Origin of the sequence: Paenibacillus piri, assembly GCF_004354045.1 — a bacterium.
GTDB classification, from domain to species: Bacteria; Bacillota; Bacilli; order Paenibacillales; family NBRC-103111; genus Paenibacillus_S; species Paenibacillus_S piri.
In genome coordinates, this window is sequence record NZ_SMRT01000011.1 from 79876 (window position 1) to 94462 (window position 14587).

Annotated in this window: 15 protein-coding genes; 12 read left to right on the top strand and 3 right to left on the bottom strand. The window is 49.9% G+C overall.

Translation table 11 applies throughout. The features are described 5' to 3' along the window. The first annotated feature begins 88 nt into the window (after positions 1-88). The 4 genes from E1757_RS21330 (at position 89) to E1757_RS21345 (ending at position 1926) form a co-directional block, all read left to right on the top strand. Positions 89-502: a hypothetical protein gene (locus E1757_RS21330; protein ID WP_133231890.1), complete on the top strand. Its 414-nt coding sequence runs from the start codon at positions 89-91 to the stop codon at positions 500-502. A 41-nt stretch (positions 503-543) separates the two neighbouring features. Beyond that, positions 544-1098 (top strand): HAD-IIIA family hydrolase, encoded by a 555-nt coding sequence (locus E1757_RS21335; protein WP_133231892.1) that lies wholly within the window; start codon positions 544-546, stop codon positions 1096-1098. A gap of 106 nt (positions 1099-1204) precedes the next feature. Continuing rightward, positions 1205-1531, top strand: a complete 327-nt coding sequence (locus tag E1757_RS21340; protein ID WP_133231894.1) for an ArsR/SmtB family transcription factor — start codon at positions 1205-1207, stop codon at positions 1529-1531. A 104-nt stretch (positions 1532-1635) separates the two neighbouring features. Then, positions 1636-1926, top strand: coding sequence for a hypothetical protein (locus E1757_RS21345; protein WP_133231896.1), 291 nt, complete (start codon positions 1636-1638; stop codon positions 1924-1926). A 927-nt stretch (positions 1927-2853) separates the two neighbouring features. Here the strand turns inward: E1757_RS21345 and E1757_RS36230 are convergent. Then, a complete protein-coding gene (locus E1757_RS36230) occupies positions 2854-2940 on the bottom strand; it encodes a putative holin-like toxin (protein ID WP_220446521.1) in 87 nt (28 codons plus the stop codon). Between the two features lie 342 nt (positions 2941-3282). Between E1757_RS36230 and E1757_RS21350 the strand changes: the two genes are divergently transcribed. Together E1757_RS21350 and E1757_RS21355 are read left to right on the top strand one after the other, a co-directional pair. After that, positions 3283-3597, top strand: a complete 315-nt coding sequence (locus E1757_RS21350) for a hypothetical protein (RefSeq protein ID WP_133231898.1) — start codon at positions 3283-3285, stop codon at positions 3595-3597. 366 nt (positions 3598-3963) lie between these two features. Then, positions 3964-5715 (top strand): SulP family inorganic anion transporter, encoded by a 1752-nt coding sequence (locus tag E1757_RS21355; protein ID WP_133231900.1) that lies wholly within the window; start codon positions 3964-3966, stop codon positions 5713-5715. Positions 5716-5755: 40 nt separating this feature from the next. Here E1757_RS21355 and E1757_RS21360 read toward each other — a convergent pair whose 3' ends face one another. Further along, the gene (locus E1757_RS21360; protein ID WP_133231902.1) at positions 5756-6346 is read right to left on the bottom strand and encodes a TetR/AcrR family transcriptional regulator; all 591 of its coding nucleotides are present in this window, start codon (positions 6344-6346) and stop codon (positions 5756-5758) included. Between the two features lie 118 nt (positions 6347-6464). Here E1757_RS21360 and E1757_RS21365 point away from each other — a divergent pair, with 118 nt between their 5' ends. The 3 genes from E1757_RS21365 (at position 6465) to E1757_RS21375 (ending at position 10625) form a co-directional block, all read left to right on the top strand. Then, a complete protein-coding gene (locus E1757_RS21365; RefSeq protein ID WP_165972217.1) occupies positions 6465-8135 on the top strand; it encodes an MFS transporter in 1671 nt (556 codons plus the stop codon). A 290-nt stretch (positions 8136-8425) separates the two neighbouring features. After that, positions 8426-9928: an NAD(P)/FAD-dependent oxidoreductase gene (locus E1757_RS21370; RefSeq protein WP_133231906.1), complete on the top strand. Its 1503-nt coding sequence runs from the start codon at positions 8426-8428 to the stop codon at positions 9926-9928. A 100-nt stretch (positions 9929-10028) separates the two neighbouring features. Beyond that, positions 10029-10625: a TetR/AcrR family transcriptional regulator gene (locus E1757_RS21375; protein WP_133231908.1), complete on the top strand. Its 597-nt coding sequence runs from the start codon at positions 10029-10031 to the stop codon at positions 10623-10625. Positions 10626-10696: 71 nt separating this feature from the next. Here E1757_RS21375 and E1757_RS21380 read toward each other — a convergent pair whose 3' ends face one another. Continuing rightward, positions 10697-11815: a mandelate racemase/muconate lactonizing enzyme family protein gene (locus E1757_RS21380; protein WP_133231910.1), complete on the bottom strand. Its 1119-nt coding sequence runs from the start codon at positions 11813-11815 to the stop codon at positions 10697-10699. 399 nt (positions 11816-12214) lie between these two features. On the opposite strand from E1757_RS21380, the gene E1757_RS21385 reads away from it, so the two are divergent. From E1757_RS21385 to E1757_RS21395, 3 genes are read left to right on the top strand one after another with little or no spacing between them, the layout of a single operon-like run. Continuing rightward, the gene (locus E1757_RS21385; RefSeq protein WP_133231912.1) at positions 12215-12964 is read left to right on the top strand and encodes an SDR family NAD(P)-dependent oxidoreductase; all 750 of its coding nucleotides are present in this window, start codon (positions 12215-12217) and stop codon (positions 12962-12964) included. Beyond that, positions 12954-13991 carry an S-adenosylmethionine:tRNA ribosyltransferase-isomerase gene (locus tag E1757_RS21390; RefSeq protein WP_133231914.1) on the top strand — a complete coding sequence of 346 codons (1038 nt, stop codon included), beginning with the start codon at positions 12954-12956 and terminating at the stop codon, positions 13989-13991. Before E1757_RS21385 ends, E1757_RS21390 begins: the two co-directional genes overlap by 11 nt. 17 nt (positions 13992-14008) lie before the next feature. Then, a complete protein-coding gene (locus E1757_RS21395; protein WP_246079379.1) occupies positions 14009-14428 on the top strand; it encodes a VOC family protein in 420 nt (139 codons plus the stop codon). Positions 14429-14587: the final 159 nt, after the last annotated feature.

Genomic DNA, 14587 nt, shown 5'->3' on the forward strand with positions numbered 1-14587 from the left:
AATGTAATCACATTAAGCGAACGAATGCTTGTTCGTTACTGGTTGCCGCTATTGCCAGCACGAATGCAGCCATTAGAAAGGGGGCTTCATGAGGTCATTACTAGTAGTTGCGCTTTTAAGCTTGCTGCTGTTCAATGCTTGCTCCTCTAAACAAAAGTATACTTCGGTTATTGAAGCCATTAAATCCGAAGGAATTCAAGTCACTTCCGTCGAATCGCCCAAGGAAGCCGAGCTTCAAAACGTCAGTCCGCTCAGCTATAAAATCGATAATGATGAAATCATCCGGGTGTATGACTTCGGATCGAAAGAAAAGCGGGAGCTCGGGATGAAACAGTTTCAGGAACGTCAACAGGTTTTAAGCTCTCATGCGCCGATAGCTTACGAAGTACGCGATTATTTCATTCTTTATTACAGCGCTTCCCCTTCGAAAACACAAACCCCCAAGCTCGCCGAAACGAAATACGGAACCCAAATTCAAAAAGCGATGGACCTCATCCGTTAAAATACCGGTAACTGCAACCGGTCGAAGGGAGGCTGCACTTTATGCAGCGGCTGCAGGCAGTATTCTTGGATCGCGATGGTACGATTGGCGGAGACGGGCATTTTATTCATCCGCGGGATTTCGAACTTTTTCCTTTTTCTTTAAACGCGATCGGTCGTCTTAAGAAGAAAGGTCTCCTTGTATTTGCTTTCACGAACCAGCATCGCATTGCTCGTGGACAGGCCGACGAAGCGGATTTTGTCCGGCAGTTTGCCGCATATGGATTCGACGGCTCCTATATTTGTCCGCATGCTGCCGATGCAGGCTGCAACTGCCATAAACCGAAGCCGGGCATGCTGCTGAAGGCGGCGCGGGAGCACGGGCTCGACCTGACCCGCTGCGCGGTGATCGGCGATGTCGGCTCAACGGACATGTTAGCGGCCGCAGCGGTCGGAGCCGTCAAAATTATGGTTTTGACGGGCTGGGGGAAAACGTCGCTTGAACAATATAAGGACAATTGGTATGATGTCGCACGTCCCGATTATATCGCCACGGATTTGGCAGATGCGGTAAATTGGCTTGCTGCGCAATCTGTTGAGGACGGGGACCGATTATGAATGCGAAGCAGGCTTCCGTAAAGCGTGCGTCCATGCAAAGAGTCTGCCGTTTATGATATGATAATGGATATATTCTGGGCTTCAGCAGTTTAAGGGGAATCGATGTATGAATCGTGATATTCAACAGTTTAAAGCGGAATTTTTCAAAGCATTGGCTCATCCGATGCGCATACGAATCCTTGAGGTGCTGTGCGAAGGGGATAAAAACGTTAACGAGCTTCAGGCCATTCTGGGCAGCGAAGGCTCGGCCGTGTCGCAGCAGTTGGCCGTGCTGCGCAATAAAAATGTGGTCTTCGGATCCAAAGAAGGGACGTCGGTCATATATTCGCTTCGCGATCCGCTCATCAAAGACCTTCTCGGGGTGGCCAGACAAATTTTTGACAATCATTTGGTGGACGCTATTTCCTTGCTGGAAAACATCAGAAACGAATAAACACAACCTATTTTTGAGAAGTCAAGAAATACTAAAATTATCCTGAACTACATTGCTACCAATTCCCCTTTGTCTTATAATCATTATACAATGGAGGGGAACGTATGAGCGTACAGCAAACAGAAAAAGAGAAGCATTTGCAGATGATCTACAAGAACAATGTTGTTATTGCTAAAGATGGTGACAGGATTATAGTCGTACATAGTAAGCGAAGTGTGAAGCCATTGGTACCTTTTGAAATAACTCAAGAAGTTTTGGATCAGTGGAAGAAAAGAGATAGCAGGGTAGCAGAGACAGTGACACCGTACAAGGAATTGTTTGCTTCATCTGTTAATAGTATAAATGATCTGATAGTTGTAAGTGATTTTAATGAAATTGAGTTCAGCGAAGATTAAAACATAATAAAGGGTGAGCATCTTGTATTGCTCCCTTTTGGGGTCAATAATAACGCCATATAAGGCGTTTTTCTTTTGTCTATAAGGTTGGATCAATATTTGTACAAATCTACTGAGAATCGATTTTGTGTTATGATAGCCATATCATTAATTCTTAGAGACTGCCTAACCGCGTCGCGGCTGGGACTACGTCCCTTAAGGCAGTGAGGGTTCGTAGATACAAGAACGTTAGTGAAAGATTGTCCCTAAACACTTGTGTAAGTTATTTATTCGCAACGTCCTGTTGCTTGAAGTAAAACAATAAAAAATCCAACCCCGGAAGGGCTGGATGATTACTGTTTATTTATCCGTTCTAAATCAGATTCTACTTTAAAAACTCTTTTGTTAAGCACAGTAATTTCTGAATCCTTAGTATCCAATTTATGATCAATGTTCTCGAGTATTGCGAATATGTCAAGAGGCGGGTCTGTAAAATAAATTGTGTAACCTCTCAACTGAGATAAATGTGTCAATACTGACTACTAGATCAAAGTTGGAGGGAATCAATACATGGCGACCCGAAGCGGACTGCTGTCCAAACAAGAACTACGTCAATTTGTAAAGGAACACAACTTTCAATCTGCTGAAGACATTCAGAAGACGTTGAAGGAACTTTTTGCGGATGAATTATTGTAGCACAAAGAGTTTGAAATAACATAATACAACATAATAATCTGATTAAATTCTGCAAGAGGGATATCAAGGAAGCTCATTCAGCAGACAACCTTGCACCGACTAAACGCGTTTATTTAGAGAAGGAACCAATTCAACTGTTTTAATTGAATGAAAACAAGTCAGATCAACTGGACATGACCTGACTTGTACGGCGGCTTGTAGCTGGCGGTTTAAATTAGTATGGTTTCAAACCAAAACTAGTGCCAATTTAGATCATTTCCTCTTGTCAATGTAACTTAGCAATGTGAGAATAAACAATCCAAATGCAAACATGATTGAAAGAGCTTGAAATATATCCATGTTTACAGCCTCCACCTTTCCAGTAAGGTGTCCGCCTTTGTACAAGTCGTCTTATTGTGAATATTACTTTAAAATGGTTAAATATGGAAGTGCGGATGGAACTATTCTTGTGCGTTTTCTTTCTACATAATTCGATTAAAATGGCCTTTTTAAGGAAATCAAGAATGGGAGAAAAAATTTCAATCATTGAATTCAGTATTAATTGTCTACTATTCTATCATCATGACAAAATTTTTCGTGATATGACGCAACATTTGAGAAATGGACAGCCATTATGAAATTTAATGATTTTCAAATAAAACAGTTCTTCTTGGTTTTGCAGTAAATCTTGCAAGGACTTATTTGTCCACTGGTTTATTGATTTTTTGTTATTACACTATAAAGGGTATTAGTATTACTGCAATTAACGAAAACGAAAAAAGTTTACTTTTACTAGTTGGATCAACATGTTCTATGATTGGTGGATATATATGTGCTCGAATTGCGAAGAAGTCTGAATATTTTAATGCAGCAACAATTGGGGTCATCGGAATCGCAATAACTTCTTATAGTTATGTAACAGGCGACATTTCGCCTGATTGGTATAAGTCGGCTGCATTAGTTGTAGAGATTCCAATTACATTATTGGGTGTAAAATTAGCAAAGATGAGAGCATGAAAAATTTGTCTTAATGAAAACAGAAGGTGGCCTCCAAAATATGTTTAAGTGTCCAAATTGCTTAAAAATTACTGAACTCCAAAAGGTTAGATGCTCACATTGTGGCGAGACTCTTAAGTACAGTATCGCTCAAAAGTTTGATATTTTGGCTGAGTCTGTTGAATCCGCTCTCAAGATGGAACTGAAAAACAGGAAAAAGGGTAAAGATACCTAGTCTAGAAGCATATATCAAAATTCAACCATTTCTTTTCGAGGACTATAAAGGGTTCCTTTTTGCATGGTTAAATCGTTCATTGACAATACAAATAGCCGGGTGTATATTTCCTATATATTCAAATAATCAAATATATGAAAAGAAGGGCTCATATGAAATGGACAGGAAGATTTGAAGGCTACAATGTCCACGCATTCCGCCGGGATCTCATTGCCGGGCTGATCGTCGGCGTCGTTGCGATTCCGCTTGCCATGTCTTTTGCAATTGCTTCCGGGGTTAAGCCTCAATACGGGATTTATACAACCATTGCAGCCGGCTTCCTCATTTCATTGCTGGGTGGTTCCAGGTTTCAAATCGGGGGTCCGACCGGCGCTTTTGTGCCGATCTTATTGGCCATTGTATTGCAATACGGATATGAAAATTTGCTTCTCGCCGGTATGATCGCGGGCTTTTTACTTGTTTTAATGGGCGTTTTCAAGCTCGGCATGCTGATTCAATTCATCCCCCGGCCCGTTACAATCGGGTTTACTACTGGCATCGCCGTCATTATATTTACCGGGCAGATCGCGAATTTCCTCGGTTTGCGAAATATAAAGAACCATGAGTATTTTTTGTCCAATGTATATGAAATCGGTACCCGACTGTCTTCATGGAATGGGTACAGCATCCTGACTGCATGGATTTGCCTTGCGGTCATCCTCATTTTTCCGAAAATATTCCCCAAAATCCCGCCTTCATTAGTCGGACTTATCGTTTCAAGCGCAGTCGCCGCGTTGTTTTTCGATGGAAAGGTTGAAACGATCGGCTCCACCTATGGGGCCATTCCGGATACGCTGCCGACACTCTCCTTGCCGCATATTACAATTGAAAAAATAGTAGAGCTGCTGCCTCCCGCTCTCGTTATCGCTTTACTCGGCGGCATTGAATCGCTCCTGTCGGCCGTTGTGGCTGACGGCATGTCGGGAAGCAAGCATAATAGCAATCGCGAGCTGATCGGGCAGGGGATCGCGAATTTGGTCACCCCGCTGTTCGGGGGAATTCCTGCTACCGGCGCGATTGCGCGTACGGCCACGAATATTAAAAACGGCGCCGCTTCTCCTGTCTCAGGAATGGTTCACGCGATCGTTGTATTGTTGGTGCTAATTTTGCTGGCCCCTTTTGCTTCTGCGATTCCGCTTGCAGGCATGGCGCCGATCCTGATGGTGGTGGCCTGGAATATGAGCGAAAGGAAGCATTTTGTCCGCATTTTAACAATGAGAACGAGCGATTCGATCGTGCTGGCGATTACATTTTTGCTTACTGTACTGACGAATTTGACTACAGCCGTTGAAGTCGGGTTGGCGCTTGCGGTGCTTATTTTTGTCAAACGGATGCGGGATAGTATAACGGTTTCCAAGGGGCTGCCTGATCCGTCGCAAAAAGAAAAGGTAAGAGCCCATATGGTCAAAGAAGGCCATGATTGCCCGCAAATCAGCATTTATACGATTGAAGGGCCTTTATTTTTCGGCGCGGCCGACCTGTTTGAGACATCGATTACGGACTCGATTCGCTCGCATCCGAAAGTCGTGCTGCTGCGGATGGGGAGGGTGCCGCTTATGGACGCTGACGGCGAGGCCAATCTTGGCGTTATTTTGAAACAGGTGAAAAGCTCCGGCGGCAGTCTGTTCATCTCGGGCATGCAAATGCAGCCCCGCGCATATTTGAATAAATCCGGGTTGGATCGGCATATTGGGGTTAACCATTTCTTTGAACATACTGGCGCAGCCATTACGAGCGCATTGGATAAGCTGGATGACAAGCAATGTCTGGGCTGCAAACATTTCGCCTTTCGCGAATGCACGGCGTTGTCCTCCCATACCGGGCAGCAGGTTGCCGGAAAGCGGACTCATTTATCCGATCGGTAAGCGGGATAGGGAAGGAACCGCCTGGTCTCAAGCTTCGATTTTATCGCAATGCCGGAATGAAATGAGGGATGTGCTCTTTAACCAGCAGCATCGCCGCCTTGCAAAAATGATCGCAAACTTCCTCTGCTTCATACATGTAGACGGTCATGACTGCGCCATTGTACAATATTTCCAGCTGCTTCGCCAATGCATCGGGGTCATGAGCTCCGGCTGCGATGGCGATTTGTTTTATACGGTTCCACGATTCCCGGCGGCATTCTGTTGCTTTATGATGGCCGGGATGATCTTCATCGGGAAACTCGACAGTTGTATTCATAAACGGGCAGCCGCGAAAGTCGGGCTCCTTCATTCTGGAAGCGAGACTTCGGAGCAGCTCACATAGCTGTTCGGCAGGATGGTCCGGATACCGGCTGCAGGCGTCCTCGATCCGGCGCATCGTTCTTTGCCGGCGCTGCTCCAGAAATGCGACAACAAGATCGTCCTTCGTCGCGAAATTACGGTAGAAGCTCGCTTTGGCAACTCCCGACTCCGCAATAATCCGGTCGATACCGACAGCGCGTACACCTTCCCGGTAAAACAAGTCCGATGCAATCTGTAAAATGCGTTCCTTGGCCGATTCTTTCTTTTCCATGGCAGATTCACTCCTGTAAACATGTAAAATATGGATTGACATGAGACAGATCTGTCTGTATTATTTTACAAGAGACAGAACTGTCTACCCCATTATATCACATCCGAAAGGAGAATGCATGGTGTCTTTTCAACAATCAGCCTTATCCCCGGCACGGCAGGCTGCGCAAACGGAGGACCGAACCCGATCCCTCATGCTGCTGGCAGTTATGCTGTTCACCGTATTTTTGTCGGTAGCCAATATATTTATCGTCAACGTAGCTACACCTTCAATCCAACGCGGACTGCACGCCAGTTTCTCCGAGGTGCAGCTCGTTATTACAAGCTATACGCTTGCCTATGCTGTCACCCTTATTATCGGCGGTCGTCTGGGGGACCGGTTCGGACGCAAGCGGATGCTGTTCGTCGGCGTGGCGGGTTTTACCGCCGCTTCCTTTCTTTGTGGAATTGCATCGGGCGTGACAATGCTGATTGTCATGCGAATCATTCAAGGGCTGTCGGCGGCGCTTATGGCGCCGCAGGTGTTGTCGCTGATTCAGGCCAATTATGCCCCTGAGCGGCGTGCGGCCGTGTTCGGTATGTACGGCGCGGCGCAAGGTATCGCCGCTACAAGCGGACAACTGATCGGCGGCTTGCTGCTGCGCTGGAACCCGCTTGCTCTCGATTGGAGGACGGTGTTCTTTTTCAGTGTTCCAATCGGCATCGTCATTATTGGGCTGATTCCGTTTATCGCGGAGTCCAGAGGCGAATCACAGGCGAAGCTGGATTGGATCGGCGCTGCCGGCGCCGCTGCCGGTTTGCTTATGCTCATTTATCCGCTGGTACAGGGACAAAAGGAAGGCTGGCCGCTCGGTCTGATTGTTTGCCTCGTCTTATCGTTCCCGGTGCTGGCAGCCTTTGTCTGGTATGAACGCAGGCTGACCCGCAAAGGCGAATCGCCGTTCATGAATGTCGATTTGTTTCGCCAGCGCAGCTTTACGTACGGCATGGTGATCGTGTTTCTCCTTTTTTGCTCGCAATCCGCCTATTTTCTCGTATCGGCCTATTTTTTGCAAATCGGGCTCGGCTATACGGCGCTTAAAGCGGGGCTCATCATCCTGCCGATGGGAACGGGGTACTTTCTCGCCTCGCTGTACTCCGCCAAAGCCGTCGCCAAATTCGGCCTGCATGTACTGACATGCGGAGCGGTTATGACTTCACTCGGTTATGTGTATTTCGCTTGGTCCTTGCATTCGACGGGACTGACCGCCTTCGGATTCGAATGGATTCCCGCCTTATTCGTGCTGGGCTTCGGACAGGGTGCGATCGCAGCTCCGTTGACTCATGTTATATTGGCGCAAATTCGCAGCAGCGACATCGGCTCCGCTTCCGGAATTTTAACGACCGGCATGCAGGTCGCCTTCGCGATCGGAATTGCGTTAATCGGTCTGCTGTTCCTGAATACGCTCGGATCGCATGCTGACACTGTAGGCCGGCAGTTCGCCCCGCAGCTGCAGCAAGCAATAGCGGATTTCAATCCGACTGGCGGTCAGGGCGAAGCGGTGCTGCGCCAATTTCAAAGCTGCTATGCCGAATATGCGCGTTCAACGAATCCGACTGTACTGCCGACCGGCTGCAGCACGGATAATTCGAACGTCAGAGGCGTGCTGACGGACGTATTAAAGCAGGCCAATGCGCGCAATTATGCCGAATCGTTCGTGTTTTGCCTCTACGTATTGGCTGTTTTTACGGCAGGCCTGACGCCGCTCGTGCTCGGCCTGATCCGGCGAAAACAGACTGGCAGCGTATAGAGAACAGAACTTTTAGTGTTGACAGCAGAGTGAAAGTAATATAAATTGATTATTGACTGAAACAGTCAATCAATAATTATTTCGTTCATCCAAACCGATATCCAGTCCATACCAGGCTGCGCGGTACCGCTGCCGCTTTGCATGCTTCGCTGCCGCGTACAGTGACAGGGCAAGCATACGACGCAGCCTGAAACATACGCAGATGGGGAGAATGCTGGAAATGAGGGGAGGTTTTTTTCACTCAATTATTGACTGAATTAGTCAATCATAAATCTAGGGAGACTGGAGTAATGAAACATGTTCAAACAGGTGATCATGCAATGAATGGGGGGCAAGCTGGCGGGTCCGCGCTTGTAATAGGAGGGGGCTTTGCCGGACTGCTGACGGCACGAATTTTATCCGGTTACTTCAAGGAGGTTGTGATCGTGGAAAAGGATGAGCTTCCTGCGCATCCCGGAGAACGGACGGGAACGCCGCAGGCATTTCACCCGCACCGTTTTACGTCGCGCGGCAAAGCTGTGGTCGAACGCCTTTTCCCGGGATATGAGAACGATCTAATGGCGCATGGCGCGCCTTCCGTACTAAATAAGACCGTTTATAATATGAATCAATACGGCAGTGTGGAGATGCAATACCCGCGCAACGATTACAAGTTCAGCCGGGCGCTGCTGGAATGGGTGCTGCGGCAGCGGGTAGAGGCGATTCCGAATGTGCGGTTCCTTGCGAAGCATGATGCGCTGCGACTATTGACGAAACAGGATTGTTCCGCCGTCATCGGGATTCAAGTGCGGGAGCGAAATGGATTCGGGCGGGAACGTGCGCTGTATGCCGATTTGGTCATAGACGCGAGCGGCCGTTCTTCCAAGCTCGATCGATGGCTTGCCGAAATCGGGTACGAGGTGCCGCAGCCGGATTTGCTGAAGGTCGATATCGGTTACAGCACCCGCCGCTATAAAGTGCCGTCCGACCGGATGCATCTTATCGAAACATGGGATACGATCAACATTGCGGGTCAGCCTGCCAATGGTACATTCACCGGCGTGTTTTCATTTATCGAGAATCATACGGCCGAGCTGCTGCTCTATCGTCCGGGAGGACAGTATCCGCCGGCGGATGGCGAAGCGTACGAGCAGGAGATCATCCGTCTGCCAAGCCCGAAGATTGCCGAGCTGCTGCAAGGGCTTGAGCCGATCACGCCGCCCCGCGGCTTCCGCGTTCCCGAGTTGTACCGGCGGCATTATGAACGAATGCAAAGCTGGCCGACAGGACTACTGGTTCTTGGGGATGCCTTTTGCATCTTTGATCCGATTTTCGGCCAAGGCATGACGGTCGCCGCGATAGAAGCGGAAACGCTGGAGCGCTGCTTGCGTGAACAATGGGATGCCCCCAAGCCCGATTTCGAGAAACGAGTGCTTCAAAGCATACAGCATGTAATCGAACCGGCATGGTGGTTGAACTGCGCCAACGACTTGCAATGGCAGGGAGTGGAATATGCGGGCAGCGAGCCGCTCCAAGGCATTTCATTTGGCCGGAATTTTATGGATTTGCTGCTCAAATATATAATGACCGAGCGCAAATTGGAGCTGTACGGTTTGTACTGGACGGTCAATACATTATCATTGTCGCCGCGCAGCATACTGAATGCACAGACGGTCGGGACGGTTTTAAATGCATCCGTTGAAGGCCGACAGCGGCTTGAGGAACTAACGGGGCGCTACGGGACGCCGCTGGAGCAAATATTGGAGGAGGTGCTTCCTACATTCTCCGAGGCGCCTTTTGTTCCGCTTGCTTAAACGGAATGTATAGCGGCGGAATAAACATATGAAACGTCCGGACCATCAATGATATACTCATATACGTAATCGGCTAAATCAAGTGAAGGAGGGGCAGTCTTTGACGCCTTTAAACGATGAACAATTGCATCAAATACGCGATGAACGCAAAGAACAAATTATAAGGGCGGCGCTGAGCGTCTTTGCCCGGCGGGGAATCGCCGGCACGAAAATGAGCATGATCGCAGCCGAAGCCGGCATCAGCCACGGACTGTTTTATCATTATTTTAAATCGAAAGACGAGCTTTTCACAACGCTTGTTCAGCAGGCAATGACGGAAGCGCTCCATGAATTGGACAACATCTATGCCATGCCGGGCTCGCCGCTTCAAAAAATAAGAGTGTTAACCGAAGCGATTCTGGACGAAGGCGGAAAGCCGTATTTTTTGCTGATCTATCAGGCGCGTACTTCCGACGGAGTTCCCGAACAGGTCAAGCAGCTCATGGAGCAGTATTCGATGAATGCGTTTGTCGACCGGCTGCTTCCCTTGTTTGCGGAAGGACAGCGTGCTGGCGAGCTTGCCGCCGGCGATCCTGCGGATCTGATCGCTTCTTATTTATCGGTTTTATCCGGCTTGATGGTGCTGAACGCGTGGGATGACGCAAACTACAAAATCCCTCAAACCGACATGCTGCTGAGGCTTTTGACTGCGCGATAACCGCTCGTCAGAGGCGCATCGCGAAGCACGCTGCGCGGCGGTACAAGAGCCGTATTTTCGGCTGTGCCGGCTCAGCTGTAGCTGCTCCCGTCCCATTTGTAAAAACGGAGCAGCTCCATGTCGATTTCAAGTCCGGTTCCGTGACCTTCCGGCAGCATAAGCTCGCCTTGTACGGGTCGTACCGGGACCGTATGAGCAAACGGATTGTCCATCACATCCCATTCGACGGGCTCAATCGCTTCCGTCTCCATTTTACTCCAAGGTTCCAGGCAGGCATGGGCCATAACGGCATACAGCCGCGACAGCGCGCCGTCGAAGCTGTGGGGGGATACGCGAGCGCCAAACTGTCTGGCGAGCTTGAGCGTCCCCAAATAATCGTCTATTCCTGCAACATGCAGCGGATCGGGAGTTACGATATCGATCGCATGCCGGGTCAGGAGCGGAATAAAGTCAGCGGCCGCTTCAATATTTTCGCCGCCTGCAAGCGGGACGGACAGACGCTGCCTGAGGCATGCATATTCGTCCGTGTGCTTGACCGGAATCGGCTCCTCCAGCCACATGACGTTAGGCCATGCTTCCAGCAGAGCCTTCCACTTTAGCGCAGCCGCCGCATCATAGCTTTGATTGGCGTCCAACGCCAGTCCGATACGATCCTGCAGCAGCGCTTGAGCGTCACTGATATGCTGCTGATCGCAGGCAATCGATTTTCCGCCGATTTTGAGCTTCACCATCCCGAAACCGTCCGCAATCGCCCGTTCGATAGAGAGCAAGGATTGCTTCGTCCAGTCGGAGCCATCCGTATACGATTGAAAGGAAGCATAGACCGGAACGGCATTCCGGCGCTTGCCGCCCCACAGCCCGCATACCGACAAGCCGCATGCTTTGGCGGTAATTTCCGTTAAGGCCATGCTGACGGCCGATGCCGCACGGGAATGCCATTGACTGATTGTTGGAACGAGAGTGTTCCGCTCCGCGGCCGACTTGCCTGTCAAATAAGGGATGATCCGGTCCCGAAAGCCTTTGTCCAGTGCCGGCAGCCAATCGGCGCATTCGCCCCAGCCTTCGACACCGTCTTCGGTTGTAAGTCGAATCATATAGCAGGCCCGGTATGATTTGATGCCATTGGCATCTCCGTACGGCTTCGGAATCCGGTAGAAGAGGGGAAAGGTGTCTACTTTTTGTATTCGCAATTTTATCCTCCAGACCGTTTATTTCCAGTTTATCCGTTTAGTATGCCGTAAAATTTATCCTTTCATCCAAGTTCATCTTTTGCTGAAAGCTTTGATACGGCGGTACATCGACCTGTTTCTCAATTTTAAAAACAGCGCCGCGGACGGCTTGAAATTGACCTCTATCTTTTGACAAGTGCCAATTTCATACTAAAGTCGCATATACGCTCATCCGAACGGATGAGCGTTTTTTTGTCATAGTTCATTCCCCGTGCTGACGCTCAAAGCTTCCTTATGCGGTAATCTAAGAGCGTGGTGAATAAATCGCGGAGAGGGCGGAATCGTTCTGGAGAAGCGTGAGCGAATCGCCTTTGTCCCCGGATTTCTACCGCTAATGCGGGTAAAAAAGGAGTGGTTGAGATGGCACGGTTACACGGAAAAGTAGTCATGATTACAGGAGGTTCGAAAGGTCTGGGGAGAGCGCTCGCATTTGCGTTTGCCAAGCAGGGAGCGAAGCTCGCGATTGCGGCGCGGGGAGAGCGAGCGCTAATGAGCGTCAAACGGGAGCTGGAGGCATTGGGCGTCGAGGTGCTGGCGACAGTCGGAGATATGTCCGTGTCCCGCGACGTGGAACGGTTTGTCGCGGCCGCGGAAGACAGGTTCGGACGGATCGATGTGCTGATCAATAACGCGTCCGTCCTCGGTCCGAGTCCGATGCCGCTGCTGCTGGATTATCCGGAAACGGACTTTGCCGAGGTGCTTCGCGTTAATGCCGTCGGTCCGTTCCTGGTGACCCGGCGCGTCATCGCGAATATGCTGGTCCGTGGAGACGGCTCCATTATTAACGTTACGTCGGCCGCAGGAAATGTCGGCTACGCCGGGTGGGGCGCCTACGGAATTTCCAAGTTCGCCTTGGAAGGATTGACGGAAACTTGGGCCGACGAGCTGCAGGAAACGGAGGTGCGTGTCAATATGGTAGACCCCGGCGAGATGGATACGCAGATGCACGCCCTGGCCGTCCCGGACTGCGACTATGAGCTTGCAGTTCCTAATGATGTGACCGGCGTGTTTTTGTATCTCGCCTCCGAGGATTCGGCGCATGCCAACGGGCAGCGATTTATAGCCCCGCAATTTCTTCGGCAGGAAGGAGGCGGCGGGCATGGATACTAAAACGGTCGTATTCGAGCTGCCCGACGAATTAAACGCGGCCTCGCCTCCGGAAAGGAGAGGCATCCGGCGCGATCATGTCAAGCTGCTTGTTCTTGACCGGCAAACGGGTCACAGGTCGCACGCCCATTTTCATCAACTAGGCGAATATGTGCAGCCTGGGGATTTGCTCGTCTTGAATGCAAGCCGGACGATCCCCTGCGTGCTGTACGGCGTCTGGAGAAGAAGTGGCGCAGTCATGGCGGCGCGCGTCGAAATCCGGCTTGCCCGGCGATTGAACGGTGCGGCTTGGGAAGCGCTGGCGGTAGATGCCACGGTGGAAGCCGGCGATACGTTCGAATTTTCACCCGCACTGTCCGCCGTGGCGGAGGGCACATCCGTCAAGCCTTTGATCCGGATCGTTTTTTCATTGGAGGGTGCTGCATTAATGGATCAAATATATGCGTGGGCCGAGCCGGTCCGCTATGAATATATCCGTCAACCGTGGGAGCTGGACTACTACCAGACGGTGTATGCATCCGTGCCGGGTTCGGTTGAAATGCCGTCGGCAGGCAGGGCGTTCAGTTGGGAGCTGCTGTTCAAATTGCAGCGAAGCGGCGTACGTATTGCGTACGTTCAGCTTCATACCGGCTTGAGCTATATACCGGAAAGCGGCGGTCATCCCGACCCGACATATAATTTCGAACAGTTTGAGGTGCCTGCCGAAACGATCGAGGCCATCAAGCAAACGATGCAGCGCGGCGGAAAAGTGATCGCCGTGGGCACGACTGTCGTTCGCGCCCTGGAATCGTCCGTCGACGCCAGCCGTGAGCCGGTCGCCATGTCCGGCTGGACGAATTTGATGATTAACCGCACTACTCCTCTTCAGGTCGTAAACGGATTAATCAGCGGATTCCATGAGCCGGAAGCGAGCCATCTCGAGCTGTTATCCGCTTTTGTCGACCCGGATATGCTGTATGACGCTTACCGGGAGGCGATTGAGCTCGGCTATTTGTGGCATGAATTCGGCGATATGAATTTGATTATATAAAGGATGGGATAAGATTGATGCTTCATCATGTATCCATCGAAGTCGCATATTTGGAAAGATCGGTTGCCTTCTATGAGCGTTGGCTGGGTTTCACAATGGAAGCGCGAATGGAATGGGAAAACGAACGGATCGCTTTTTTGAAGCTGGGGACGGACCGACTGGAGCTGGTGCAGCCCGAAACGTTCGTTCCATCCCCGGCTCGTACGCACATCGCGTTCGAAGTGGAGAATACGGACGCGTTATGCAACCGATTGCGGTCTGTACGTTCGGTACGGATCGAAGAACAGCCGGTTGTAATGGCGAACGGATGGAAGGTCGTGTTTATATCAGGGCCGGACGGCGAGCTGCTCGAGTTCATTGAAATTGTAAAAAATCCGGCGAGCGGGTTTAGCGCCAGCATCATGGGAAACGAAACATATGGGATGGAATATGACTAATTTGACAGGCTTCCGGGGCGCCGGCAGCCTGTTTTTGTATATATCTGGAAATACAAGCGGTTGATCCGCAGTTTATCAATATATTTGATAAAACTTATAAGATGATTCTAATTGACCTGGCTCGTAAGCTATGATAGGTTCTAATGAGTATCATTAATT

Bases quoted from the DNA above. Each gene is read 5' to 3' on its own strand.
- E1757_RS21330 (WP_133231890.1), top strand. From the start codon at position 89: ATGAGGTCATTACTAGTAGTTGCGCTTTTAAGCTTGCTGCTGTTCAAT.
- E1757_RS21335 (WP_133231892.1), top strand. From the start codon at position 544: ATGCAGCGGCTGCAGGCAGTATTCTTGGATCGCGATGGTACGATTGGC.
- E1757_RS21355 (WP_133231900.1), top strand. From the start codon at position 3,964: ATGAAATGGACAGGAAGATTTGAAGGCTACAATGTCCACGCATTCCGC.
- E1757_RS21345 (WP_133231896.1), top strand. From the start codon at position 1,636: ATGAGCGTACAGCAAACAGAAAAAGAGAAGCATTTGCAGATGATCTAC.
- E1757_RS36230 (WP_220446521.1), bottom strand. From the start codon at position 2,940: ATGGATATATTTCAAGCTCTTTCAATCATGTTTGCATTTGGATTGTTT.
- E1757_RS21370 (WP_133231906.1), top strand. From the start codon at position 8,426: ATGAAACATGTTCAAACAGGTGATCATGCAATGAATGGGGGGCAAGCT.
- E1757_RS21360 (WP_133231902.1), bottom strand. From the start codon at position 6,346: ATGGAAAAGAAAGAATCGGCCAAGGAACGCATTTTACAGATTGCATCG.
- E1757_RS21390 (WP_133231914.1), top strand. From the start codon at position 12,954: ATGGATACTAAAACGGTCGTATTCGAGCTGCCCGACGAATTAAACGCG.
- E1757_RS21385 (WP_133231912.1), top strand. From the start codon at position 12,215: ATGGCACGGTTACACGGAAAAGTAGTCATGATTACAGGAGGTTCGAAA.
- E1757_RS21340 (WP_133231894.1), top strand. From the start codon at position 1,205: ATGAATCGTGATATTCAACAGTTTAAAGCGGAATTTTTCAAAGCATTG.
- E1757_RS21365 (WP_165972217.1), top strand. From the start codon at position 6,465: ATGGTGTCTTTTCAACAATCAGCCTTATCCCCGGCACGGCAGGCTGCG.
- E1757_RS21395 (WP_246079379.1), top strand. From the start codon at position 14,009: ATGCTTCATCATGTATCCATCGAAGTCGCATATTTGGAAAGATCGGTT.